Source organism: Streptomyces sp. NPDC107521, from assembly GCF_055598485.1.
The window spans coordinates 18,086-42,964 of the sequence record NZ_JBVKAT010000022.1 but is presented as its reverse complement, the minus strand read 5'-3'; the positions used below and the strand labels follow the sequence as shown (position 1 = coordinate 42,964).

General features: G+C 74.4%; 18 protein-coding genes and 2 tRNA genes. 11 read left to right on the top strand and 9 right to left on the bottom strand.

What is annotated here, in order from left to right; translation table 11 throughout:
- Positions 1-59 precede the first annotated feature (59 nt).
- The 3 genes from ACZ7LB_RS26675 to ACZ7LB_RS26665 form a co-directional block, all read right to left on the bottom strand.
- The gene (locus tag ACZ7LB_RS26675) at positions 60-482 is read right to left on the bottom strand and encodes an RNHCP domain-containing protein (RefSeq protein WP_471471761.1); all 423 of its coding nucleotides are present in this window, start codon (positions 480-482) and stop codon (positions 60-62) included.
- 1 nt (position 483) lies between these two features.
- Positions 484-891, bottom strand: a complete 408-nt coding sequence (locus ACZ7LB_RS26670; protein ID WP_471471760.1) for an RNHCP domain-containing protein — start codon at positions 889-891, stop codon at positions 484-486.
- 665 nt (positions 892-1,556) lie between these two features.
- Positions 1,557-3,047, bottom strand: a complete 1,491-nt coding sequence (locus ACZ7LB_RS26665; RefSeq protein ID WP_471471759.1) for a SulP family inorganic anion transporter — start codon at positions 3,045-3,047, stop codon at positions 1,557-1,559.
- Between the two features lie 421 nt (positions 3,048-3,468).
- Here ACZ7LB_RS26665 and ACZ7LB_RS26660 point away from each other — a divergent pair, with 421 nt between their 5' ends.
- On the top strand, positions 3,469-3,882 hold the full coding sequence (locus ACZ7LB_RS26660) for a MerR family transcriptional regulator (protein ID WP_471471758.1): 414 nt from the start codon (positions 3,469-3,471) through the stop codon (positions 3,880-3,882).
- A 429-nt stretch (positions 3,883-4,311) separates the two neighbouring features.
- Here the strand turns inward: ACZ7LB_RS26660 and ACZ7LB_RS26655 are convergent, their stop codons facing one another.
- Together ACZ7LB_RS26655 and ACZ7LB_RS26650 are read right to left on the bottom strand one after the other, a co-directional pair.
- Positions 4,312-5,226 carry a hypothetical protein gene (locus ACZ7LB_RS26655; RefSeq protein WP_471471757.1) on the bottom strand — a complete coding sequence of 305 codons (915 nt, stop codon included), beginning with the start codon at positions 5,224-5,226 and terminating at the stop codon, positions 4,312-4,314.
- A gap of 8 nt (positions 5,227-5,234) precedes the next feature.
- Positions 5,235-5,939: a papain-like cysteine protease family protein gene (locus ACZ7LB_RS26650; RefSeq protein ID WP_471471756.1), complete on the bottom strand. Its 705-nt coding sequence runs from the start codon at positions 5,937-5,939 to the stop codon at positions 5,235-5,237.
- A gap of 367 nt (positions 5,940-6,306) precedes the next feature.
- Here ACZ7LB_RS26650 and ACZ7LB_RS26645 point away from each other — a divergent pair, with 367 nt between their 5' ends.
- The gene (locus ACZ7LB_RS26645) at positions 6,307-7,266 is read left to right on the top strand and encodes a hypothetical protein (RefSeq protein WP_471471755.1); all 960 of its coding nucleotides are present in this window, start codon (positions 6,307-6,309) and stop codon (positions 7,264-7,266) included.
- A 171-nt stretch (positions 7,267-7,437) separates the two neighbouring features.
- Here the strand turns inward: ACZ7LB_RS26645 and ACZ7LB_RS26640 are convergent, their stop codons facing one another.
- Positions 7,438-7,986, bottom strand: coding sequence for a DapH/DapD/GlmU-related protein (locus tag ACZ7LB_RS26640; protein ID WP_471471754.1), 549 nt, complete (start codon positions 7,984-7,986; stop codon positions 7,438-7,440).
- A 189-nt stretch (positions 7,987-8,175) separates the two neighbouring features.
- Here ACZ7LB_RS26640 and ACZ7LB_RS26635 point away from each other — a divergent pair, with 189 nt between their 5' ends.
- The 8 genes from ACZ7LB_RS26635 to ACZ7LB_RS26600 all read left to right on the top strand — a co-directional run bounded on the left by ACZ7LB_RS26635 (position 8,176) and on the right by ACZ7LB_RS26600 (position 16,971).
- Entirely contained in the window at positions 8,176-9,147 is a 972-nt protein-coding gene (locus ACZ7LB_RS26635; protein ID WP_471471753.1) for a LysR family transcriptional regulator, read from the top strand.
- 282 nt (positions 9,148-9,429) lie between these two features.
- Positions 9,430-9,502 (top strand) — tRNA-Arg (locus ACZ7LB_RS26630).
- A 57-nt stretch (positions 9,503-9,559) separates the two neighbouring features.
- Positions 9,560-10,714 carry a leucine-rich repeat domain-containing protein gene (locus tag ACZ7LB_RS26625; protein ID WP_471471752.1) on the top strand — a complete coding sequence of 385 codons (1,155 nt, stop codon included), beginning with the start codon at positions 9,560-9,562 and terminating at the stop codon, positions 10,712-10,714.
- Positions 10,711-12,651, top strand: coding sequence for an ankyrin repeat domain-containing protein (locus tag ACZ7LB_RS26620; protein WP_471471751.1), 1,941 nt, complete (start codon positions 10,711-10,713; stop codon positions 12,649-12,651). The genes ACZ7LB_RS26625 and ACZ7LB_RS26620 overlap by 4 nt, the downstream gene beginning before the upstream one ends.
- Complete coding sequence (locus ACZ7LB_RS26615) at positions 12,648-13,847, top strand: AAA family ATPase (RefSeq protein ID WP_471471750.1); 1,200 nt, start codon at positions 12,648-12,650, stop codon at positions 13,845-13,847. Before ACZ7LB_RS26620 ends, ACZ7LB_RS26615 begins: the two co-directional genes overlap by 4 nt.
- Before the next feature lie 13 nt (positions 13,848-13,860).
- Positions 13,861-15,099 carry a vWA domain-containing protein gene (locus tag ACZ7LB_RS26610; RefSeq protein WP_471471749.1) on the top strand — a complete coding sequence of 413 codons (1,239 nt, stop codon included), beginning with the start codon at positions 13,861-13,863 and terminating at the stop codon, positions 15,097-15,099.
- Between the two features lie 419 nt (positions 15,100-15,518).
- Entirely contained in the window at positions 15,519-16,718 is a 1,200-nt protein-coding gene (locus ACZ7LB_RS26605) for a cytochrome P450 (RefSeq protein ID WP_471471748.1), read from the top strand.
- A gap of 49 nt (positions 16,719-16,767) precedes the next feature.
- On the top strand, positions 16,768-16,971 hold the full coding sequence (locus ACZ7LB_RS26600; RefSeq protein WP_471471747.1) for a ferredoxin: 204 nt from the start codon (positions 16,768-16,770) through the stop codon (positions 16,969-16,971).
- Positions 16,972-17,632: 661 nt separating this feature from the next.
- Here the strand turns inward: ACZ7LB_RS26600 and ACZ7LB_RS26595 are convergent.
- Positions 17,633-17,707 (bottom strand) — tRNA-Leu (locus ACZ7LB_RS26595).
- 322 nt (positions 17,708-18,029) lie between these two features.
- On the opposite strand from ACZ7LB_RS26595, the gene ACZ7LB_RS26590 reads away from it, so the two are divergent.
- Positions 18,030-18,389, top strand: coding sequence for a DUF6204 family protein (locus ACZ7LB_RS26590; RefSeq protein WP_471471746.1), 360 nt, complete (start codon positions 18,030-18,032; stop codon positions 18,387-18,389).
- A gap of 154 nt (positions 18,390-18,543) precedes the next feature.
- Here ACZ7LB_RS26590 and ACZ7LB_RS26585 read toward each other — a convergent pair whose 3' ends face one another.
- On the bottom strand, positions 18,544-19,353 hold the full coding sequence (locus tag ACZ7LB_RS26585; RefSeq protein WP_471471745.1) for a hypothetical protein: 810 nt from the start codon (positions 19,351-19,353) through the stop codon (positions 18,544-18,546).
- Between the two features lie 728 nt (positions 19,354-20,081).
- Positions 20,082-24,878: a tetratricopeptide repeat protein gene (locus tag ACZ7LB_RS26580; protein WP_471471744.1), complete on the bottom strand. Its 4,797-nt coding sequence runs from the start codon at positions 24,876-24,878 to the stop codon at positions 20,082-20,084.
- Position 24,879: the final 1 nt, after the last annotated feature.

The following is a 24,879-nucleotide window of genomic DNA, read 5'->3' as shown; positions in this document are numbered from 1 at the left end:
GAAGGGCGTGGGAAGGCGTCGGGCGCGCTGTCACCCGACGCCGGGAGGCACGGCCCGGGTCACGCGGGCAGCGAGTGACGACCTGCCCATGTGTCCCGCAGCGGCTTGAGGGCCAGCCGGACCAGGGCCAGAGCGTTGTCGTCACCCGCGATGCGGTTGGCGCCCAGCGCCCCGCACGACAGGCACCGGTGGATGATCAGCCATTCGCCGTCGGGCCGTACCGACATGCTCAGGGCCTCCATCCGGCCGTGGCAGTCCGCGGCGCGGTCGCCCGGGACGCGCCCGTCGACGTGCAGGCTGACGAGGCAGTTCGGGCAGTGGTTGCGGTGCGCGGTGCCGGGCGCGTCGAGTGGCACGTCGAGGCGGCAGCCCACGCAGCGGAAGTCGCGGGCGCGGTGGCCGCCGCGCCCGTGCAGGACGTCCTTCCGCCGTTGCGGTCTGCGGGCACCCGGTACCCGTCCGCGTACGTTCTTGCGCGGCACGTCAGCTCCCCGTCTGTCCGGAGCGGCGGACGGGGCCGAACGCTTCGAGGGGGAAAGGGGGTTGCGCGAGGGGCCGCACGGCCACGTGCATCAGGACGAGCTGGTTGTCGTCCGGGTGGACGGGGCTGGAGGTCAGCTCGGCGCAGCGCGCGCAGCGGTGGATGACCATCCAGTCGCCGGCGCGCGGCACGGCGACGGAGATCGGCGACATCCGGCCGCGGCAGTCGCGGGCACCGTTCCCGACGGGGTCGAGGACGTGCCGGGCGTGCAGGCACGACGGGCAGTGGCGGCGCGGTGTGCCGTCATCGGCGACGGCGGACGCCGTCAGGCCGCACCACGGGCAGGCGAAGGTGCCGGCGCGGAGGATGTTCTGAGGGGTGCTCGATGAAGGGTTGCTGCGGGTGGACACCCGGGATGCTCCTTGCTGAGAGGTCGTGATGACAGCAAGAGCAGGCCGAGCGGCCTCGACGAGAGGACGACCAACTCCACACACGCCCGGGCAGGGCCTTGGGCGCGGAAGGCGGAGACTGGGTCAGGGCACCGGAGACGCACGTCCGGTCACCGTCCGGAGGGGACGGCTCTGAGGGACGGGTGTTACGCGGTGTGGCGAGGCGCACTCGGCGCGGGCCGGGTCACAAAATCTCTTTTCCAGGGCACACAGCCCCAAGCAGACCGAAGGAACGCCGCCACCGTAACAACGGCTCCGGAGCGGGCGCCAATGAATTACCGACGCGGGCCCGTCGGGACGGAGCCGCCCCGGGCCGCGGGCTATCCGGCCCCCGATGGCCGTCCCGCCCCCGCCGGTGCCCGTATCCCGGCGGCGGAGGGCTCTCACCGGCCCTCGGCGCACCGGGCCGGGCGCGTCCTGACGGCGCGTACGCCTCGCCGGAGGCGCACCGGCGCCGCCGAGGAGCCCCCGCCGTGCCCCGCCGCGCCCCGGCGAAAGCACCGACGCGGCCACGGCGTCGCGGCACCGCCCGCCAACGAGGGCCACCGTGCGGGGTCACCGCCGTAGGGGAGCCCCCCGTACGGGAGGAGCCGGTCCCGGAGCGGGGCGCCGGACCGTTCCCGGAGTCAGTGGCCTCCGGTGAGTTCGCCCGTGAGCCTGCCGTGGAGGTCGGCGCTGGGGTCGTTGAGCCCGGTGATCTCGACGGTCTTGCCGCGCCGGCGGTACTTGGCCTCGACGGCGTCGAGGGCGGCGACGGAGGACGCGTCCCACATGTGGGCGGCGGAGAGGTCGATGACGACCCGGTCGGGGTCGGTGGCGTAACGGAACTGGCCGACGAGGTCGTTGGAGGAGGCGAAGAACAGCTCTCCCGTGACCCGGTAGACGACCGTGGTGCCGTCGGGGTCGGTCACGGAGGTGACCCGGGTGAGGTGGGCGACCCGCTTGGCGAAGACCACCATGGCGGTGACGGAGCCGACGACGACGCCGATGGCGAGGTTGTGGGTGGCCACGACGCAGACGACCGTGATCACCATGACGGTGATCTCACCGGCGGGCATCCGTCTGAGGGTCGCGGGAGCGAGGGAGTGCCAGTCGAAGGTCGCGAACGACACCATGACCATGACGCCGACGAGCGCGGCCATGGGGATGTCGGAGACGACCGGGCCGAAGACGATGCACAGCACCATCAGGAAGGCGCCCGCCAGGAAGGTGGACAGGCGGGTGCGGGCGCCGGAGACCTTCACATTGATCATCGTCTGGCCGATCATGGCGCAGCCGCCCATGCCGCCGAAGAATCCGGTGACGATGTTGGCGATGCCCTGGCCGATGGACTCCCGGGTCTTGTCGGAGTGCGTGTCGGTGATGTCGTCGACGAGCTTGGCGGTCATCAGCGACTCCATCAGGCCGACCAGCGCCATCGCGAGCGCGTAGGGGGCGATCGTCGTCAGCGTGTCCAGGGTGAACGGCACGTCGGGGAGGTGCGGGACGGGCAGGGCGGACGGGAGTTGGCCCTTGTCGCCCACGGTCGGGACCGCGATCCCGGCCGCCACGGTGATGGCGGTGAGGATGACGATGGAGACGAGCGGCGCCGGGACCGCGGTGGTGATCCTCGGGAAGAGCACCATGAGTGCCAGGCCGCCGACGACCAGCGGATAGACGGGCCACGGGACGTTCCGCAGCTCGGGGACCTGGGCCATGAAGATCAGGACGGCGAGGGAGTTGACGAAGCCGACCATCACCGAGCGCGGGACGAAGCGCATCAGCTTCGCCACCCCGACCGCGCCGAGGACGATCTGGAGGACGCCGGCCAGGATGACGGTGGCGATCAGGTGCCCCAGGCCGTACTCGCGCTGGAGCGGGGCGATGACGAGGGCGACGGCACCGGTCGCGGCGGAGATCATCGCCCGGCGTCCGCCGACGACCGAGATGACCACGGCCATGGTGAAGGAGGCGAACAGGCCGACCGCCGGGTCGACCCCGGCGATGATCGAGAAGGAGATCGCCTCCGGGATCAGGGCCAGGGCGACGACCAGGCCCCCCAGGATCTCGGTGCGCCAGACCTTCGGATCGTTGAGCCAGTCGGGCCGGAGGCCGCGCAGGCGCGCGGCGGGAGTCACAGCGGCAGAAGACAAGGGGATGGGTACCTGTCGTGCTCGGGCACGTCCCCCTGGGGCGGGCCGGGGCGTGCGGGAAGGGCTCGCGGGGCCGGACCGGCACCTCGCGAACGGCCCGCGGACCGGGCCGGAAGGCGGAGGAGGGGACCGCGAGGACGGCGGAGCCGGGTCCGGCCCGCCCCGCGCGGTTCACATAGGGGTGTGCGAGGTCACGGCGGACCGACGGCGCCGACCGGCGTCATGGGCTCGCGCACGCGCTCTCCTGCGAGAATCGGATCTTCACCGGGGGCGCCATCGGCCCCGGAACGGCGGCAGCGAGGCGACCGTCCTCACCGCCCCGCGACCCTACCCTAACGTTAGGGTAGGGATGGGGAGCGCGGCGAGGACGGTCGCCGGCCAAAGGAGAAGGGCCGGGAACACGGGCGTGCACGGCAGGCACATGCAGATCGGCGAGGTCGCCGCGCGGACGGAGCTGTCCCTGCGCACCATCCGGCACTACGAGGAGACCGGCCTGGTCATCCCCTCCGCCCGGTCCCGGGGCGGCTTCCGGCTCTACGACGAGACCGACGTTGCCCGCCTCATGGTCATCCGCCGGATGAAGCCGCTGGGCTTCACCCTGGACCAGATGCGCGACCTGCTGGACGCCACCGACCGGCTCGACGACGGCGACGCCCTCGACGACGGCGAGCGGGAAGCGCTGCTGGAACGGGTGCGGACCTATCAGCGGGCCGCGGTCGAGCAGGTGACCAGGCTCCGGGTCCAGTTGGAACGCGCCGAGGACTTCGCCGCCACCCTGGGGGCCCGCCTGGAGCGGAACGCTCCGGACGGCCCGGTCTAGTGACCTGAGTCAGAGATTCTTCGTCAGATCGCGGCCATCAGCCGGATGCCGTGCGGCCGGCAGGTCCGGCCCGGCCTGCTGACATCCGGCCTCCGGCACGCCGGGCAGCTCGCGAGAACCACCCGAACATCTCTGACTCAGGTCACCAGGGCCTCTCGTTCGGATCAGGCCGGAGGGTCCGCCACCCGGCCGCCGAAGGCCCGGACCCGTGCCCGCGCGGGGCCTTCGGCGGCCTCTCCCCGCACGGCACGGTCCGTCACCCGCCCGCTCCCACTCGCCGCGCCGCGCGCTCCGGTCGCCGGGGAGGCACGGGCCCGTCCTCGCGCAGCGGCGGGACGGATCCGCAGGTGGCCGGGGCGGCCCCGGGCGACGAGGGCCGCCGCGAGGCGGGGAGGAGGGTGAGCGGCGCCCGGGTCCCGGGCCCCGCCGTCAGCGCACGGTGAGACGTCGGCGGCGGGCCAGCAGACCGCCCGCCAGGGCCGCCGCCGCGAGGGCTCCCGCCCCGGCGGCGAGGGGCGCGGCGCCGGGGCTCGCCGCGGCCCGCCCGGCGGTGCCCCCGCTCGCCGTCCCGGCCGGGGTGCCCGGTTCCGCTCCGGGGCCGAAGCCCCCGGCGTATCCGGCCCTGTCGTACCCGGACCCCGGCATCTTGTCGGCGTACCGCTGGTGGACCAGGCGCTGGTAGGCCGCCAGGCCGGTGCCCCGGGCGCCGACGGAGGCGCGGGCCTCGGCGTTCAGCGGGAGGACCCGGCCGTCGGCCACCCGGTACCAGGCGTTGAGCTGGGGCTCGCGGAACACCACCGCACCGGAGCCGGCGCGGGCCGCGTAGTCGGTCTCGTCGCTGCCGGAGGCGATGTTGACCACCTGCCACCGCCCGTCGACCCGCGCCGTCCACACCGAGGCCGTGTCGCCGTCGGCGTCGACCGCCTTGGACGCGGCGAACTCCATCGCCGCCACCGGTACCCGGTCCGCCGTCGTCGCGGTGACGAACGCCGGGTTGAGCGAGTACACGGGGACGGCGTCGCCGACCAGGCGCGGGTCGGCCGCCGCTGCCGCCCCGGCCTCCCGGGCGGGGTCGAGCGCGCCCTTCCGGCCGGGCGGGACGCCGTCCCGGGCGAAGAAGGTCGCCAGCACCTTGAGGGTGGCGCCGGAACCGGCGGCGCGGTGGGCGGCGGAGAGCTGTGCCGGGCTCGGGGCGCCCGCCACGGGGGAGGGGGCCGGTTCGGCCGCGGCGGGTGTCGCCGTGACCAGCAGACCCAGGCCGAGGAGGGCCGCGCCCGGAAGCGCGATCAGTGACGCGGTGCGGCGCCGGGCGGGTCCGGAGGTGTGCCGGTGATGCTGTCGCATGGGGGGACTCACGCTCCGATGCCGTAGAGGGAGTGGGTCCAGAGGAACGACCCGTTGCTGACGTAGTAGCTGTAGGACGCCCAGTTGTAGCGGTTGCTCGACGGCCAGGGGTCGCCCCAGTACACCCGGTTGTCGCTGACGTCGTAGCCGTAGACGGTCAGCATGTGGCCACCGCCGGACTGCCACTGGACGCGCGACATCACCGGGCGGTCGGCGTCTATCTCCTGGGTGAGGGTGGAGTAGCCGAGGTAGCCGTTGACGTACCGGCCGGGGCTGATGCCCATGCGGCCGAACGCCTGCTGGTCGTTGGCGAGGGTGGCCTGCGAGTTGGGGCAGGAGCTGTTCACCGCCCGGCCGAAGGCGAGGTTGCAGAACTGGTTCTGCGAGTAGTCGCGGCCGTAGTACTCGGCGATGGTGTCGCCGACCGCTGCCCAGCACCAGTTGGTCATCTGCTGGGCCTGCATGGTGATGCCGAGCCGGCGCCAGGTCCACTGGGCGGTGGGCCGCGCGTCGGCGGCCGGACCGGCCGCGGGGCCGCCGACGGCCGGCCGGACCGCGGCGGCCGCCGGGGCGACGGCGGACGGCTCGGCCGCCGCCGACACCGCCGGGGGGACGAGCAGGACGGTGCTCGCGGCCAGCGCGAGGGCGGCGGCCCGGTGCCGCCGACTCCGTGGCGACCGGGACCGTGTCCGTGGGGACCGGGAGAAGCGCATGGGGTGGCCTCCTTCTCGGGGGGAGCGGTGGGCGGCCGGGCACGACCGGCCGCCCACCCGATGACCCGCCGTCCGGAGCGGGGGTTCGCGGGGAGCCGCAGCGGCCGGCGGGTGGCGGGATCGAGGATCGGGTCTCGGCGCCGCACCGCTCAAGGGGGCGGAACGCCCGCTCGGAGCGGTGGTGAACGAGGTGTGAACGGCTGTGGACGCCCCGCGGGGACGGTCCGGCTCGCCGCCCGGCCGCTCCCGGCCCCGCGCGGCCGGCATCGTCCGGGAATCATGGTGTCCGAGGCGGTGCCTTCGGCCACCAGGTGTGTGAATATCCACTCCTGACACATGGACGGGCCAACGGTGGAGGTGGTGCGTGATGCGTGCCGACGCGCGCCGACTCGGCGCGGTGGACGGTGACTCACCCGACGAGGCCCTGGCCGAGGCGCTGCGCAGCGGCCCCTTCCACCTGGCGCTGCGGACGGCGGTCCGGCGGCGCGGGCTCGCCCTGCACCGCATCCGGCACCGTCTGGCCGAGCGGGGCCTCCAGGTCAGCGTGACCAGTCTCAGCTACTGGCAGCGCGGCGAACGGGTGCCCGCCAAGGCCGAGTCGGTCCAGGTGGTCAGGGCACTGGAACAGATCCTGGACGTCGCCCCCGGGGGCCTGGTCCGGCTGCTGGAGCCCACGAGGGCCGGTGCCACCGGCGGCGGCCGGGCGGCCCGCCGCTACCAGGAGCTGATCGGCCCGGCCTCCGCCATGCTCCGCCTGCTCGAACAGCTCGACTGCCCCACCGAGGACCGGCTGCACACGGTCAGCCAGGTCGAACAGGTCCGCCTCGGCCCCGACCGCGAGCTGCGGCAGCGCGAGGTCCAGCAGTTCGTCCGGGCGCACCGGGGCAACGTCGACCGGTACGTCTCCCTCTACGAGGGCGACGCCGGCTGCGATGTCACCCGGGTCCGGATCGAACCGCTCGACAACTGCCGCCTGGGCCGGGTGCGTCGGGATCCGGAGGCGTCCCTGCTCGCGGTGGAGCTGGTCTTCGACCGGACACTGGCACTGGGGGAGACCCAGCCCTTCCGCTACCGCTTCACCGACGGCACGGGCGGCGAGTGCACCGAGTACTCCCGTGGCTTCCGCTACCCGGTGAGCCACTACCTGCTCCAGGTGTACTTCGCCCGGCCGACGCTCCCCGTCCGCTGCTATCGGTTCAGCCGCCGGGCCGTCAGCGCCCCCCGCCGCCGGGTGCTCCAGGTCCCGCTCAACGGCTACCACACCGCCCATGTGGCGGAACAGGAGTTCAGCCCGGGCATCGTCGGCCTCGGCTGGGAGTGGGACTGACCGGGGGCCGGGCGGTGCGCGGCAAGGTGGCCGTGGGTCGGGGAACGGTCGTCGGGTGCGGAGGGGCGGCGCGGGCGCGGGGGCGCGAGGGCCGGGTTCCGTCGGCCGCCACCGCCACCGCCACCGCCGCCGCCGCTGCTCGCGCGCCGCCGCCCCGGACGGGCCCGGCGCTCAGTCGCGCCACTGCCTGCGGGGGAAGGCGGCCGGTCCCGTGACCAGCGTGTCCGGGGGAACGTCCTTCGTGACGACGGCGCCCGCGCCGACCACCGCGCCCTCCCCGATCGTGACTCCGGGGAGCACGGTCACCGCCGCGCCGAGCCAGGCACCGGCCCCGATCGTGATGGGCGCCCGGGTGAGGAACTCGGCGCGCTGGGACGCCGGAAGAGGATGGCCGGAGGAGATCAGACTGGTCTTCGGGCCGATCAGGACGCCGTCGCCCAGCCGGATGCCGCCCTGGTCCAGGAAGGTGCACCCCTGGTTGACGAACACCCGCTCGCCGAACGAGATGCGCAGCCCGTGGTCGGTGTAGAAGGGCGGATGGACGGTGACGGAGGCGTGGACGGGCGCGCCGACGATCTCCGCGAGCAGGGCCGCGCGGCCGGCCCTGTCGTCGAACGGGAGGACGTTGAGCCGTGACGTCAACGTCGTCACCCGCTCGATCCGTTCGGCCACCCTCGCGAACTCGGCGGTGCGGACGTAGAGGCGGTCCTGATCGGGCACGGGCATTCCTCACGCTCGGGGCGTCGCGACCGCGGCCGTCGGACGGCACCGTCTGCGGGCACCCGTCGGACACGGCACGCGAACAACCATGGGTTGACCCGGCCCATCAAAGCGATCCCGGCACGCCGGAATCAAACAAAAATTCCCGCACCCGTGAACAACTCCTGGTTGTCCACGTAGGGTGTCCGGATGGATGTCATGGCCGTGCGCACCGTCGTCGCCGTCGCGGACACGGGACAGTTCCAGGAGGCCGCCGCCGTGCTGTCGGTCACGCCCCAGGCCGTGTCCAAACGTGTCGCCGCGCTGGAGCGGGAACTCGGCGTCCAGCTCTTCCACCGCGACGCGCGGGGGGCCAGACCCACCATCGACGGGCAGGCGTTCCTGCCCCACGCCCGCGCCTTCCTGGACTCCGCCGAGCGCGCCGTCGCCTCCGTGCGGCCCGGGCACCGGGCCCTGCGCGTCGACGTGGTCGGCCGCCGGCTCGCCCCGGCGGGGCTGCTGCGCGACTTCCACCGCGCGCACCCCGACATCGAGTTGGACGTCGTGACGCTGTCCGACTCCGGCACGGCCGTCGCCGCGGTTCTGGACGGGACCATCGACGCGACGTTCCGCGCGGTGACCGCGCCCGGCAGCCGACTGCCCCGCGAAGTGGGGTCCGCCGCCGTCTTCGACGAGCCGCTGCACCTGTTCACCGGACCGCGACACGAGTTCGCCGACGCCCCCGCACTCACCCCGGCCCAGCTCGCCGGACGGCGCCTGTGGATGCCCGGCAATCTGCCCGGCGCCGAGTGGACCGCCTACTACGACGAACTCGCCGCGGCCTTCGGGCTCACCATCGACACGGTCGGCCCCGACTTCGGCATCGAGCCCCTGCTCGACACCATCGCGGACTCCACGACACTGGCCACGTTCGTCAGCGAGCGGACCCCCCTGGTCTGGCCCGCCGGTCACGACCTGCGCCGCATCCCCCTCAAGGACCCGGTCCCGCTCTACCCCCACTCACTGCTCTGGCGCACCGGCAACCCCCACCCCTCGCTGGCCGCCCTGCGCGGCCGTCTCACCGCCGCGTACCCCGGCCGTCCCGCCGACGGCACCTGGACACCGGAGTGGACCCGGCCCGCGCCGCCGGAGCCCTTCGGAGCGGCAACGAGCAGGGAGTGAAACGGAATCGGGTCCATGCGATCCCGGGAAAGGACCGGCGGCGGCCCTGCCCGGCCCCCGCGGCGCGCGGCCCGGTGAACCCGGCCCTGCCGCCCCGCCACCGATGCCCCTCACCCCGAGGAACCCGCCTCCCGCGCCCCCCGCCCGGGGCCTCACCCCCACTCCGTGATCCGCCCCACGGCGAACTCCGGTGTCCGGGACGCGCCCCCGCGCCCGGTCCTCACCCCGTATCGGACCGTTGATCGAAACCGGGGCACTTTTGCGACTATGATCGTCCGCAGCAAGGCCGTAGCGCAGAGGTCGTCGCGCCCAAGCATCGAGCTGGAGGACGTCGGTTCGAATCCGACCGGTCTTGCGCCTCCTTGATGTCGACGCGGACGCCGGGCCCCGGCGGAGGACCGGTGGAGTGGTGATGGACCAGCCGACAACGCCCGTACGCTGCCCCGCGATCGAGCACCCCGACCGGCCGCTCGCCGATCCCGCGCTGCTCGCGCCGCTGACGTCCCGCCTCGCCGACGCCCGGCCCGTCGCCGGGGACGAGGCGTTCCCGCTCGGCACCCTCCGCGCCGACGGCCGGGTGGACCTGTGCAAGCAGGGACTCGGCCCCGGGGGCGCGGCCCGGCTGCTGCCCGCGGCCTTCGGCTCCCCGCACGCCGCGCACCTGCTGCTCGGCACCAACTCCCTCGGCGACGAGGGCGCCCGGACCGTCGCCGACACCCTGACCGCCGCACGGGACGCCGGGACCGCGCACGGCATCCGCACCCTGTACCTCGGCTGCAACCGCATCGGCCCCGACGGCGTGACCGCCCTCGCCGACGCGCTCGCCGGGGACACCGCGGTGCGCGCCCTCTGGCTCAAGCGGAACCCGGTCATGGCGACCGGCGCCCGCACCCTCGCCGACCTGCTCCGCCGCAACGACGCGCTGCGCACCCTGGACCTCGTCAACTCCGGCATCGGCCCCGAGGGCGTACGGGTCCTCCTCGACGCCCTCCTGGACCGCGGGGCCCCGCTCGAACGGCTCTTCCTCGGGGGCAACGGCCTGACCGCCGCCGACGCCCCGCTGCTGGCCGCCCTCGTCCGGGACGCCGGGGTCCGCGAGCTGTACCTGCCGGCCAACCACCTCGGCGACGAGGGCACCGCCGTCCTGGCCGCCGCCACCGACCCCGCCCGGCCCGTACGGCTCGGCCTGGGCGGCAACGGCATCGGCCCCCGGGGCGCCCGCGCCCTCGCCGACGCCCTCGACGGCGTCGAGGCCCTCGACCTCGGCCGCGCCCTGTCCGAACGGAGCCTCGGCTCACCCGGCAACACCACCGGCGACGACGGCGCCCGCGTCCTCGCCGCCGCCCTGCCCGGCAGCCCGCTGCGCCGCCTCGAACTGCGCCACACCGGCATCACCGGCCGCGGCGCCAGGAGCCTGCTCGCCGCGCTCCCCGAAGGACACCGGCTGGAATGCGTGGGCCTCGGCCCCGGCACGCCCCGCCGCCTCAAGCGGTCCCTCACCGAGAGGATGCGGCCCGCCCCGCCGACCCACCCCGACCTGCGCGCCATCGGGAGCGTGTACCGGTGACCACGCGCCCGGTCCCGCCCGGCGGCCTCTCCCCGGAGGACGCCTCCGCCTGGGCCCGCGTCCGCCGCTACGCCGTGCCCCGCTGGATGATCGAACGCGCCACGGAGGCCCGGGAGTCCGGCGACTGGCGCGCGGCCTGCGCCGCCGCCGCCGTGGACGTGCCCGACGCCCTCGACCCCGGGCGGATCGCCGACCGGTACGGCGCCGAGGTGGCCGCCCGCGTCGCCGACGACCTGCGGCACCTGGCACCCGACCTGCTGCGCTGGCACCTCCCGCGCACCCTCGGCGGTCACACCACCCTCGCCTGCTGCCACCGCGTCGTCCTCGCCGCGTACGGCGGCTCCGGCCCCGTCCTGTCCCTGACGAACACCCCGATGCTGGCCGGACCCCAGCGGCTCGCGCTGAACCTCGGCCCGGCCGTCGCGCCCGAGGACGACAGGCTCCACGGACTGCGGTACGTCACGGAGGACTGGACCGCCGCCCGCCGCTTCTGGGACGCCCGCCGCACCGGCGAACTGCGCCGGAGCGCGGGCGACCCCGGCACACCGGGCGGTCCCCCCGGCCGGCTGCCGTTCCTGCGCCCCGACGGCACCCCCCTCACCCCGGCGGAGCTGCCGGACGAGCACCCCGGTGACTCCGACCCGGCCGCCCTCGCGGAATGGGTCGCGGTCCTGCAGGCTCGCGGCGAGCACACCGAGGCGTACGCCGCCGCCGGACTCGACCTGGACCTCACCCCGCCGCCGCGCGGACCGCGCACCCTCCGGCAGCTCGACGTCGCCGTCCTCGCCGCGCAGACCGCTCCCGACCTGACCCGCCTCGTCCCCGAGATACGCCTGCTCGCCCGGGCGGGACGGGGCTCCCGCTTCCGTCTCGCCCCGCAGTGGCGCGGCCATCTCAGGGTCGAACCCCACCCGGCCGCCCCCGACGGGAGCACCCTGCGCCTCACCGGCCACGACCGGGGCATGGAGGACGGCGTACCGCGCCTGCCCTCCTACGTCTGGCAGCGGCTCCCCGACATCGGCCTGCTCCGGGCCGGCCGGATCCGGCCCGGGGAACTGCATCCGCTGGTCGCGGCCGCCCTGTTTCCGGAGAATGGGCCCGTGGCGGGTCCGCCCGCCCCGCGGACGCCCGAGCCCGTCCGGGTCCGCTGCGGCGGCGACTGGCACCGGGTCGTCCCGCGCGACGGCGTCCTGGAGGGCCCGCACACCGGGGCGGAGCGGCAGCGCGAACTGGCGCTGCGCGCCTTCGGCGGCACCATCAGCGGCTGCTTCGCCGTGCAGGCCGCCTGGACCAGCGGCGAGGGACGGCTGCCGCGGGCCCTGACGGAGCAGCGCAACGCGCTGTTCCTGCACGCCCAGCACGGCGACGCGCCCGCGGTCCTCGCCCTGCTCGACGCCGGCACCGACCCGCACGTCCGCGACCGCAGGGGACGCGGTCTGCTGCACGTCCTCCACCTCCTCGACCACCGGGAACTGCTGCCGCGGCTGCTGGCCGCCGGGCTGGACCTGGAGGCGCGGGACGCCTCGCACCTCACCCCGCTCCAGAGCGCCGTCCACCGGGGCGGCTCCGCCGCCCTCGTCCGGGACCTGCTCGCCGCCGGTGCCCGGACCGACGTCACCGACGAGATGGAGCTGTCCCTCGCACAGGTGATCCGCCGCTACGAACGCGCCGACCTGATGTTCCTGCGCCGCAGCGTGCTGCGGGACCACCCGGGCCTCGGCTCCGAGTGGTTCGACCAGGCCATGGACGAGCGGGACTCCTCGCCGGAGTGGGACGCGGCGGAGGAACCGGCGGAGGACGGCACCGGAGAACCGGACCCGGCCGGGACCGCGGAGCCCTACGAGGACCCGCCCGGGGCCGGACCGGCCCACGACCCCTCCGGAACGCCGCCCGGGACCGGCCGCGCCCCCGCACGGGAGGAGGGCACCCGCCCATGACCGCCCCCGCGTCCGCCCTCCCCCCGGCGCTGGCCGCCGCCGACGCCCTCAACGCACGCCTCGGCACCACGAGGACCGAACCGGCCGCCGACCCGCAACTGGAGGCCCTGGCCCTCACGGTGACGGCCAACCAGCCCGTCCTGCTGTGGGGCGAGCCCGGTATCGGCAAGTCGGCCGGCATGCAGCAGCTCGCCGCCGCCCTCGGCGTTCACCTGGAGACCGTCGTCGCCAGCGTCCACGAACCCTCCGACTTCGCCGGACTCCCCGTCGTCGGCGACGACCCGGCCACGTCGGGCGTGCCCATGGCGCCACCGGACTGGGCCGTCCGGCTCGCCCGCACCGGACACGGACTCCTCTTCCTCGACGAACTGTCCTCGGCGCCGCCGGCCGTGCAGGCCGCGCTGCTGCGCGTGGTCCTCGAACGCCGCGTCGGCAGCCTCGAACTCCCCGCGCCCGTGCGCATCGTCGCCGCCGCCAACCCGCCCGCCAGCGCCGCCGACGGCTGGCACCTCAGCCCGCCCCTCGCCAACCGCTTCGTCCACCTGGACTGGACGCACGACCCCCGCACCGTCGCCCGCGGCATGTCCGGCACCTGGCCCGAGACCGCCCTGCCGACGGTGGAACCGGGACGCGTGCCCGGCGCGGTCGCCCGCGCCCGGGGCGTCATCAGCGGCTTCCTGACCGCCCGCCCCGGTCTCGTCCACCACATGCCGAAGGAGGCCGAGGGCCGCGGCCGCGCCTGGCCCTCCCCCCGCACCTGGGAGATGGCCCTGCGGCTGCTGGCCACCGGATACGCCTCGGGCACCGGACCCGAGGCACGGGCCGCCGCCCTGATGGGCGCCGTCGGCGAGGCGGCCGGACTGGAACTCCTCGCGTACCTGGAGAACCTGGACCTGCCCGACCCGGACCGGGTGCTCGCCGACCCGTCGGCCTTCGCGCTGCCCGCGCGCGGCGACCGCCAACTGGCCTTCCTCATCGCCGTGGTCGCCGCCGTGCAGAGCGACCCCACCCGCCCGCGCTGGGAAGCGGGCTGGGAGGTGCTCGCCAAGGCCGTCGACGCCGGAGTCCCCGACGTGGCGGCCCGGGCCGCCCGCGACCTCGCCGCGATGCGCCGTCCGGAATGGCCCATCCCGCCCGGCATCGACGCCTTCCTCGAACTGCTCCAGCTCGCCGGCGCGCTGCCGGGCGCGCGCTGACCGGCGGCCCTCCGTGCCCTCCGACGCCGCGCCCGGCGACCGACTCGACCGCGCCAAACTGCTCGCCGCGCGCTACAGGGCGGCCGAATCACGCCCGTACCTCGCCTCCGCCCTCTACGCCCTGACCGTCGTTCCGTCGCGGCGGGTGCGCACCATGGCCGTGGACCGGTACTGGCGCTGCTACGTCGCACCCGCCTTCGTCGACGCGACCGGCGTCGAGGAACTGGCCGGGGTGTGGATCCACGAGGCGGCCCACCTGCTGCGCGACCACCACGGTCGCGCCGACCGGCTGCCCGCCGCCGACCAGCGCGACCCCCTCCGGATCAACATCGCCCAGGACTGCGAGATCAACGACGACCTGGTGGCCGACGGACTGCGGTTGCCCCCGGGAGCCCTGGAACCCCGGCTGTTCGGACTGCCGCAGGGCCTGCTCTTCGAGCAGTACCTCCCGGACATCCCGGCCTCGTGCCTCCATCGACCCGACTGCGGCTCCGGGGCACACGGCACCCCCGCCCCCTGGGACCTCGGCGAAGGCGGGGGACAGGGCGGACACGACGCGGAGGGCGGCGCCGGCACGACCGGTCTCGGCCCGGCGGAGGCCGAGGCGCTGCGCCGCCGCACCGCCCAGGCCATCCGGGCGCACCCCCGCTCCCGGGGCACGGTCCCGGCGGGCTGGCGGCGCTGGGCCGAGCGGGTCCTGGAACCCACCGTCGACTGGCGCACCGCGCTCACCGGGGCCGTCCGCGAGGCCGCGGCCTGGGCGGGCGGCGCCGTCGACTACACCTACCGCCGCCCCTCGCGCCGCACCCCGGCCCTCGGCGGCAGGGTGGTGCTGCCCAGCCTGCGCCGCCCCCTGCCCCGCGTCGCCGTCGTCGTCGACACCTCCGGCTCCATGGGCGAGGACGACCTCGCGGCGGCCCTCGCCGAGGTCTCGGGCGTCCTGCGCGAGGTGGGCGTCGGCGGCAACCGGGTCACCGTCCTCGCCTGCGACGCGGACGTGCACGCGGTCGCCCGGATCACGGCCGTGGACCAGGTCGAACTCGCCGGTGGCGGCGGCACCGACATGACCGTGGGCATCCGTAGGGCGCTCACCGCCCAGGACCCGCCGAACATCGTCGTCGTCCTCACCGACGGATACACCCCCTGGCCCCCGGAACCCGTCTCCGCCCGTCTGATCGCCGCCCTCATCGGCGAGGACGCCCCGCAGCCGCCACCGTGGGCGGAGACCGTACGGATTCCCGCGACCCGCTGACGGGCGGCCGCCCGCACGCCGGGGCCCGGCGGCCCGACGGCCCGGACACGGCGGCGGCCCCGGACCCGTGGCGGTCCGGACCGGCGGACGGCGGCCCCGCACCCGCACGGCCGGGCGCGGTCCCCGGCGGAGGGCGGATCCGTCGGGGAGACGCCCGGAACCCCGCGCGGCGCCGCGACCGGCTCCCGCCCGCGATACGGCGTGGCGCCGGGGAACGCGGCGGGCGGACCGGTCGGGTCCGGGAGCGTGACCCGGCCGGAGGAGCCCGGGCGGCACGGACAGGGACGGGAACGGTGCCCGGCTTCACCCGTTGCGGTGGTTTGGCCGAACTCCGTGTAGACCAAATAGATGCCTGAGGCATGTAGTGGGCTACGGAGCCAACGCCCGAGCCGATGATCCACCGTCTGCGAGGTGTTCCGATGACGACCACCGGAGAAGCCGTAGCCTTCCCTCAGAGCCGCTCCTGTCCCTACCATCCCCCGGCCGCCTACGACCCCCTGCGCGAGGAGCGCCCCCTGTCCCGCGTCACCCTGTGGGACGGGCGGGAGGTGTGGCTGGTCTCCGGGCACCGCACCGCCCGCGAACTGCTCGCCGACCCGCGGCTGTCCACCGACTCCACCCGGCCCGACTTCCCGCTCCCCACCGAACGCGCCGTCGCCGTGCGCCGCAGGCGACGCTCCGCGCTGCTCGGCCGGGACGACCCCGAGCACAACGCCCAGCGCAGGCTGCTGATCCCGAGCTTCTCCCTGAAGCACGTGGACGGGATGCGGCCGCGGATCCAGGCGACGGTGGACCGGCTGCTCGACGCCATGGAGGCCGCGGGGCCACCGGCCGAGCTGGTGAGCGCCTTCGCGCTGCCCGTGCCGTCGATCGTCATCTGCGACCTGCTGGGAGTCCCGTACGGGGACCACGCCTTCTTCGAGGAGCAGTCCCGGCGGCTGCTGCGCGGCCCGACCGCCGAGGACACCCTGGAGGCGCTCACCCGGCTGGAGGACTACCTCGGCGCGCTGATCGACGGCAAGCACGCGAACCCCGGTGAGGGCGTCCTGGACGCGCTGGTCGCACGCCGGTCGCGGGACGGCGGCCCCGACCGCGAGGAACTGGTGCAGCTGGCGACCATCCTGCTCGTCGCCGGGCACGAGACCACCGCGAACATGATCTCCCTGGGCACGTACACCCTGCTGCGCCACCCCGGGCGCCTGGCCGAGCTGCGGGCGGACCCCGCGCTGCTGCCGAAGGCCGTCGAGGAGCTGCTCCGTTTCCTGTCCATCGCGGACGGCATGCTGCGCGTCGCCCGCGAGGACGTCGAGGTCGACGGCACGGTCATCCGCGCGGGTGACGGAGTGGTGTTCTCCACCTCGCTCATCAACCGCGACGGCACCGTCTACGCCGACCCCGACGCGCTCGACTGGGAACGGTCCGCCCGGCACCACGTCGCCTTCGGCTTCGGCATCCACCAGTGCCTCGGGCAGAACCTGGCCCGAACGGAGCTGGAGATCGCCCTCGGGACGCTCCTGCGCCGACTGCCCGGGCTGCGCCTCGCGGTGCCGGCGGAGGAGATCCCCTTCAAGCCGGGCGACACGATCCAGGGGATGCTCGAACTCCCCGTCACCTGGTGAGGACCCGATGGTGCCCGTGCCCGGTCGAGGAGAGAGGGGGAGCCCGCCCGTGAGCGTCTCCATCGACAAGGACGTCTGCATCGGAGCCGGGCAGTGCGCCCTGGTCGCTCCCGATGTCTTCACCCAGGACGACGACGGCTTCGGCAGCGTCGTCCCCGGACGCGAGGACGGCGGGCGCGGAACACTGCTCCGTGAGGCGGCCCGGGCCTGCCCCGTACGGGCCGTCAGTCTGGGGGATGCGTCCGGCCCGTGAGGGCCGCCGGGGTCCGGGCGGGCAGGCGGTGGCTCCGCGCCGACGCCTGCCCGCCCGCTCCGCCGCATGCGCGACCGTCCGCGCTGCCCTGCCCCGCACAGCCCTTCGCCCGCCGCGCCGGATCCTTCCGGAGGACTTCCGGGCGTGCGGCACCGGGCCGTTCACGCCAGGCCCCCCGCGCGACGGAACGATCCGGCCGCCGAGGCGCCGCCGGTGACGGGGGAGGGCGCCGCGAAGCCGTGCGAGGGGTGCGGTACCGGCCTTCGGACCGGGAACCGGCGCGTTGGGCGGACGGCGAGGGCGGAGACCGTATGAGCCTGCGGCTCCGTCCGGGCCGTTGCCCGGGGCCCGGCATCCAGGGCGGCGCCGGGCACGTACGGGCTGACGGCGCCCCGTGGCGCTGCGGTGGGAGACCGTGAACCGGCCACCGCCGAAGCGGTGGCCGCCGTTCGGCCCCGGCGACATCCTGGAGGAGCGGATCGCCGGCACCGAGGAGGGCCGGGGCCGAGGGGACCGCGATCGAGGAGGGCCGGGACCGATGAGCGCACGGAGCTGCTGGACGAGTGGGGTAGGCCCTCCCTCCGCATCCGATGGCCGGCCCGCGCACCGCCCGGTCGCGGATGTGCGCCCGGCGGCGGGGACGGGCGGACCGTCCCGTCCGTGCCCGGGGTGGGAGTCGAACCCACACGAGAACCGCTTTTAAGGCGGGCGCGTCTGCCTGTTGCGCCACCCGGGCCAGGGGCGATCGACGGGACCCGTCGGACGGGGCCGTCGGCGGTCGGTGCCGCGCGGCCAGCGTCTCGCAGAAGGGTCCGGAAGGCAGAGGTGGGAGCCCGCTCTCTGTCAGGTCGGACGGCGGGGGCCGTGCTGACGGCCGGGCGGGAGACCGCCGGGCGGCATCCGCCGGGTGCGAGTCCGTGCGAGTGCGTGCGGGAGCGGGACGGGGAGAGGACGGGCCGGTCCCTCCGCCGTGACGGGCGTCGGTGTGTTCCGGGGCAGGGCCCGGGTCCGCCGGAAAACACATGGAGTCCGGCGGCCGGGCTGCCTAGGGTCGGAGGATGAGTACTCGTACCTTCCGCATCATGGTCCGCGGTGTCTTCGACGGCCTGGACGCCGACCAGCGTGCCGAACTCCTGGCCCGCGCCCCCGAGCACGACGTGCTGCGCGCCGCCTTCACCCCCGAGGGGCACCTCAGCTACGACCTGTCCGCGCGGTCCGCGTTCACCTTCCGCTTCCGGGACTCCGGGGAGGAAGAGGAGGACATCCTGGAGGCGACCGAGCGGGCCGAGGAGGCGGCGAGGGCGTGGCTGGGCGAACGCGGCTACGGGTACAAGAACCTCAGGTCCCAGGCCGAGGACCTGTCCCAGGCGCCCTTGGGGAAGCGGCAGCGTCGCGCCGCGGCTCGCAGGACATCCTGACGCCGGGCACGGGGGGTACGCGCCCGGTCGCGCGGACCGGGAGCGGTCCGGCGCCTGCCCCCGCCCGTCGCCGCGGGCGGGCTCGTGCCGTCCGCCGTGCCCTCACCGCGACCGCGTCCCGGTGAGGGCATCGCCGTGCTCCGCCGGTCCGGGCCTACGGGCAGGAGGCGAGGACGACGGAGAGGACGGCGCAGGTGGCCGTGGCGCTGTCGTTGGCCGGGTTCGGATCGCCGGGGGTGGAAGCGGTGCGGGCCGCGGTGACGTCGACATGGCCCAGGGTGAGCAGGCTCGTCGGCAGCCGGAACGTGGACACGGCCTCGCCCCCGTCGGCGACGGCCCCGAGGAGACAGGTCACGCGGCCCGGGCCGGAGGTGCAGCCGGGGGACAGATGGGTCGCGGTCCGCCCGGCGGGCAGGTCCACGCTCAGGGTGGCGGACGTGGCCGCGTCGGGACCGGTGTTGCGGACGGTGGCGGTGTAGGACAGGTGGGACACCAGGATCCCCGGGCGCGGTTTGGCGGTCAGGCTCACGCCGAGGTCGGAGGACGGCACCGTGACGGTGATGACGGGACCGTTCTGGGTGGCCTCGCCGCCCTGGGTGTTGCTGTAGAGCTGGTAGCGCAGGACGAACGTGCCGGCCGGGGTGTCGGGCCCGACGCGCAGGGTGATCGACCCCCCGAACGCCTCGCCCGCGCTCAGATCGCCGAGCGGGGCCCTCGGTCCGAGGGACGGCTGGTTGACGCACGGACCGGTGTTCCCGCTGCACGACTCGACTGTGGTGAACGAGTCGAGCGTGCCGAGGTTCGTGGAGCCCGAGTAGAGGTTGAAACCGGCGTCCCGGCGCGCGGTCTGCGCGGAGCCGGTGAAGCGGACGGTGAAGGTGTCCCCGGCGACGACGGTGGTCGCGGAGACGTCGATGGAGGACGCGGCCCGTGCGGGTATCGCGGTGAACAGCACACCCGTCACCGCGAGCAGGAAGGCGGAGCCCAGGACCCGCAGTCGGCCGGCCCACCCGTTCCGGCACCGTGGGGCGAACCCGGCCGAGGGGCGTCTCGGGCCACGCCGGCGCGGCAGCACGCGCAGGGGGGCGGGGGGATGCGTGAAGTGGCGCATGGGACCTCTTCGTGATCGGGGCCCGAGACCCCGGTGACCCGGGGCGGCCCGTACGGCTGGGAGCGGCCGGGAACCAGGAGATGGGAGCGAGCGCACCGCACCTCGCGTCCACCTGCGGCCCGATGGGCCGCGCGACACCTGGACCTGCCGGGACGATGCCCTGACGGTCGCCGGGCCTTCCGGTCACGTCCGCCTGCTCCTCTGCAGGCGGATTCCGCGAGGTGAAGTGGTGCACCGACGACCACTCGGCGATCTCCTCACCGAGGCTAGGCAGAGAGGGCAACGGGCAGAACGGTCTCGTCGCTTTATAACTCGATCGAGTGAAGCGGACCGTGACTGCCCGCGCGGGTCCCGTCGTGCTGCCTTGGACGGCTGCTGCCCATGCCCGGTCATCCGGTGAGGTCGGGTGGCAGCCTCTCGGCCGGCGGTACCACGATGCGTATGCACGTTCCGACATGTGAAACGGGCGCCGGCCCTGGGCAGGTGTCGCGGTGGCACGCCCCGTCAGGGCGACCCGGGCTGGGTCTTTCGTTTGGATCAGGCCAGACCCCGTGAGCCCGGCATGATCCAAACGAGAGGCCCTACGACGGTTCGCGGTGTGTCGGGGCGGAACCGCCCGGAACACTCAGCTGTACCGCATTGAGTTCATCACGCAATTCGTGTGCCTTGCGCAGGGTGCGCCCGATGAAGACGGGCGAGGCGTCGGTGATCTGCTCCAGCAGGGTGATGGCCTCCGTGACCTCGGTGACGGCCTCGGCACGACCGGAGCCGACCCGTGCTCTGGTTCTGGCCCGGTCGAACAGAACGACCGACACGGCGAACCGGTCGGCGATGGTCCTCGGAGAGCCGATCCTTCGTACGGCGGCGACGGCGTCGGCGGTGAGGGTGAGTGCCTCGGCGCCGAGACCGTTCTGGGACCGGCACAGCCCGAGAGTGGCCAGCGCGACCGCCGCACGTGTGTCCGCCGTGACGTCGGGCAGCCGTCCGTAGATCTCCACCGCCTTCTCGGCATCCGCCATGGCCTCGGGGTGGGGCGGCTCAGCGCGCGCACGTTCCGCCGCTCTGGTGGCGAATGCGGCGGCGACGATGTCCTCGTGCGCCCCCTGCTCCCCGTCGGCAATCGACCGGGCGGCGGTGACCGCCCGGTCCAGGTGTGGCAGGCCCGCCTCCGGTCCGTCGGCCTCGGCCACCACGGCACCGAGAACGGTCAGGGCCAGGGCAAGTCCCGCACGGCGGGCAGGCGTGTCGTCGGGCACTCGCTCAAACGCGTCAGCCGTGTCCCGGGCAGCCTCCAGGGAGTGCGGAACGTCACCAACCATCCACAACGCCCTGGCGTACGAGAGCGAGGCAAGGGCCGGGAAGGGCATGGCATCCTCTCGTTCCGACTGCGGTGCCGTCGCCCACAACTCGACCGCCTCCGTCGCGTAGCCGACGGCGTCCCGGTGACGGTCCAACTCCAGCAGCAGGTCGCCGACGCCGGTCAGCGCCGTGGCGACTTCGGCCCGGTGGGCAGGGGTCCGCCGTCGCTTCCAGTCGAGGCGGCGCAGTTCCAGCAGCTCGATGGCGAGCGGGAGGGCATCCCGGTGCATCCCCGCGGAGGCCAGTTGCCGGCAGAACAGCTTGAGTGACTTCAACAGGTCGGACCTGTGGCGCTCGGGGTCGAGCCGCGCCAGATCGCGCCGCGCGTCAACCACCAGCCGCATCGCGGCCCGCGCTGCTTCAGGCCGGTGGGTCTGGCCCAGCAGTCTGCTGAGAATGGCCAGGTTGTCGGCCGAGTCCGGTTCGGCGGCAGTGGGCGCGGCCGCCTCGACGCCCGCCTCGGCGACCGGAGGGATCTCGTCCAAGCGGCCCGCGAGGTGCAGGCACAGGGCCTGGCTGGTGCGCAGCCGGGCCAGCAGGCGGTTGAACGCCCCGGGAGCCGTGTCGGCGAGCGTTCGGCTGATCTCGACGCCCTCCTCGCATGCCGTGAGCGCCTCCACGGCTCGGCCGGCGGTCCGGTGCAGCACCGCGATGTTGTTGAGGCAGCGCGCGAGGTCGGCCCGAACAGCGGTGGGCTGAGGTTCAGGGATTGCCCGGTAGATCCGGGCGGACTGTTCGAGTCTGGTGATCCCTTCCTCACCTTGACCGATGTCGTCGAGATGTAGCCCCAAGGTGCCAAGCGCCATCGCGTGGTCGGCCGCGAAGACTTCGGGATAGGTCTCGCACACGCCGGCGTAGATGTCGACAGCACGTCTCGCTGCCCGGACCGCTTCCTCGGCCTTGCCCGCAGCGCTGAGTTCATTGGCCTGGGTGTTCAGGGTCATGGCCAGAGGCTCGCGGTATGCCGTCGGATGTTCCTTCGCCAGGCCCTCGTAGAGCTCGACGGCCTCTTGGACGGCACTGAGGGCCTCACTGCCCTGTCCGACCTGACTCAGGAGAATGGCCAGTGAGTTGAGGCTGCGGGCCAGATCGCCGCTGTAGGCCGCTGGGCGCCCGATGGCGAGCCTGCGCCGCTGGGCGACGGCCTCCTGGGCGGCGGTCACGGCCTCGGCGACCCGTCCCATGTCGCCGAGGATGTTCGACAGGGTGCCCAGCAGAGACGCCAGCAGGGGCCGGTGGGCGTCGGGCCGCCGTTCTGCCAAGGGGCGCAACAGCGCGACGGCTTCCTGGCTGCTGGCCAAACCCTTCGCGCTGTGACCCCAGTCATGTTGTCGGATGGCCAGGTTGTTCAGGGCGAGGGCGAGGGCCACCGAGGTCTCCTCCGTGCCGTCGGCCGCCAGGTCCCGTCGGCGCTCGACCACGGCTGTCCAGTCCGCCATCGCGCGTGCGGGGTCGCCGAGGTTGCCGTAGGCGTTGGCACGAGTGCCCAGCGCGGTCAGCAGGTGCTCGGGCTGGTCGAGTGAGGAGTGCCGCTCGATCGACGCGAAGTGGCGCACGGAGTCGTCGGCCGATTTGAGGGCCCGATGCCAGTGCCCCAGCACGGTGTGGAAGACCGCCTTGTTGTTGAGGCAGCTCGCCAGCGTCTTCCTGAGAGCCGCTCCGTGCGGGGTGTCGGGGCCGTGCTCCGACACGGCGGGCGTCAGCAGGCCGATGACCTCGGACGCCGCTTTCAGAGCCCGTGTGTACTCCCCGATCCCGGCGTACTGCTTGGACAAGTGGCATTGGGTGCGAGTGCGGATCACCAGATCCGATGGATCCTCGTCGGGCCTGCCACCACGTAGTTCCACCAGCCGTTCGAGGAGTCGCACGGCCCAGGGGCCGAGGTTGTACGACGTGTCGGGCAGCGTCTCGGCCCACGCGTCGAGCTGCGCGAGGCCGGTCTCCGGCGCGTCGACCAGCATGGCGAGAGCGTCGAGCAGCGGCGCCGGCTGCTCGACCCGGGTGGCGGCCGTGATGGCGGGCAGCGCGAGGGTGTCGGCGGAGGCCGTGCACAGCCGGATGATCTCGGGTCCGAGCTCGGCGCGGAGCGGGCGGTGGTGCGCGGCCCGGGCGAGGACGGTGAGCAACTGCTGTGCGTCCGTCTCGGCGATGTCGGAGCTCAGCGCGGGCAGCAGATGGCGGCGGGCCAGGACACGTCGGCCCGCGAAGCGTTCGGCGATCCGGTCCGGCTGGACGGATCCCCAGGGCGCGGTCCCGGGACCGGTGGGTGGATAGACGGTGGACAGCCAGTCCTCCACCGCGTGGCGCAGCCGGTCGTCGGACAGACCACGGACCCGCCGCAGGACGCTGTCGGCGTGTGCGTGGTCGCGGGGGTCCAGGAGCGTCACTGCGGCGAGCGCGTCCCGGAAGGCGTTCGCCTCCGGTGACGCGTCGTCGCATCCGCTGTTCGCGAGGACGCCGTTCCAGTGGCGTGCCTCGTGCAGGAGCAGGCGGTCCTCCGCGTCATCCGGATCGCCGGGGCTGGTGATCAGCCCGGTGCGGGAGGGCCGCCCGGGCGCGGAAGCGTGATCACCCCTGTCCAGCAGGTCCGCCAGCGCGGTCATGTGCAGGGTGAGCGGATTGGCGAAGTCCGCGTGTTCCAGATCGCGTGGAAGCAGGCCGGCGGCCTTCTCCGCCCAGGAAGTGTGCCGGTGGCCGTCCAGCAGACTCAGCTGCTCGGCGAAGGCCTCCACCGCCTGCCGGTACAACGCCGGACGCTCCGTGACCTCCACGGCCAGCGCGGGCAGCGCCACCCGTGCGGCCCGCCGCAGTGTGTCCCCGACCCGGTCGCTGTGCTCTCTGGCCCGCTCGTACCACTGCCCGTCGGTCCGCGCGATGAGAATCGTCTTGAACGGCAGGTCGCGGCCGGGAACCGACTCGATCAGCCCCACCACCTGGTCGGTGCGCTGCTCCGCGTAGTCGATCACCGTCAGTACCCGGTGCTCCGCCCCGGCCAGGGCCTTGAGGTCCCGGCCGGGCGCGGCGCGGTCCGGCCACACGGCCGTCCACCGGCCACGGCCGGTTCCGGAGGTGAGTCGTTCGGCGAGTTCGCGCACCAGGCGGGTCTTTCCCTGACCGGCCGGTCCGTGCACCAGCAGTGTGTCCGTGCCGGGTTGCGCACACCAGTCGAGCAGGTCGTTCAGCAGTTCCTCCCGGCCGTGGAAGCCGACCACCTCCCACTCGGGTCGCAGGAGTGCGGACGGCGACGCACCGGACCGGTCCGGGACGGCGGAGCCGCGGTCGATCAGAGGGGCGAACTCCACGGGCTCCAACCGGAGGGAGTCGGCCTCGTAGCGCCTGAGCGCGGTACGGAACGATTCGTTCCGATGGAGCTTGTACGTGGGTACGGCATCGAGCGCGCCGTGTCCGGAGAACGGAGTCTCGGCCAGGAGTACGCCCACCACGAAACCACCCGACATCAACGCCGCCCCGGAGAGACCGCCCCAGGGCAGTTCCCCATGAGGCCAGTCCGACGGGGCTCGGTCGAGAGCGAACACGTATCTGCCGCCGACACGGGCACTGCCGGGATTGACCGAGCCGCTGACGTGTTCCTGCTCCGTGAAGGGCTTGTGGTCCTGTGCGGAATCGTGGTGCATGCCCTGCAACTGGGCCAGGTTCGGTACGCCCAGGGCCGCGCAGCGCTGATCCGCGCGCATGGTGACGAACTCGCCCCAGCGCGCGGCGGCCGACCTGGGGGGCTCCCACGCGGCGTCATTGACGTACAGCAGAGCGGCGTCGAGCGGTGCGGCATCCCCGCCCAGGTCCTGGCCGCCGTGCCACACCACGGAGGCCCGGAACACTCCCTGCCTGCCGGCCCGGTACAACGTGAGCGTCGGAGAGTCCCCGACGACGTGGGCCGAGGTCAGCACCAGCCTGGAGCCGACCAGGTGGCCCGTGCCCCGGCACTGGGGGCTGGCGACGACCACCACCCGGTCCTCGGGCACGGTGTCCTCGACGTCCGTGCTGTTCCGCGGGGACACG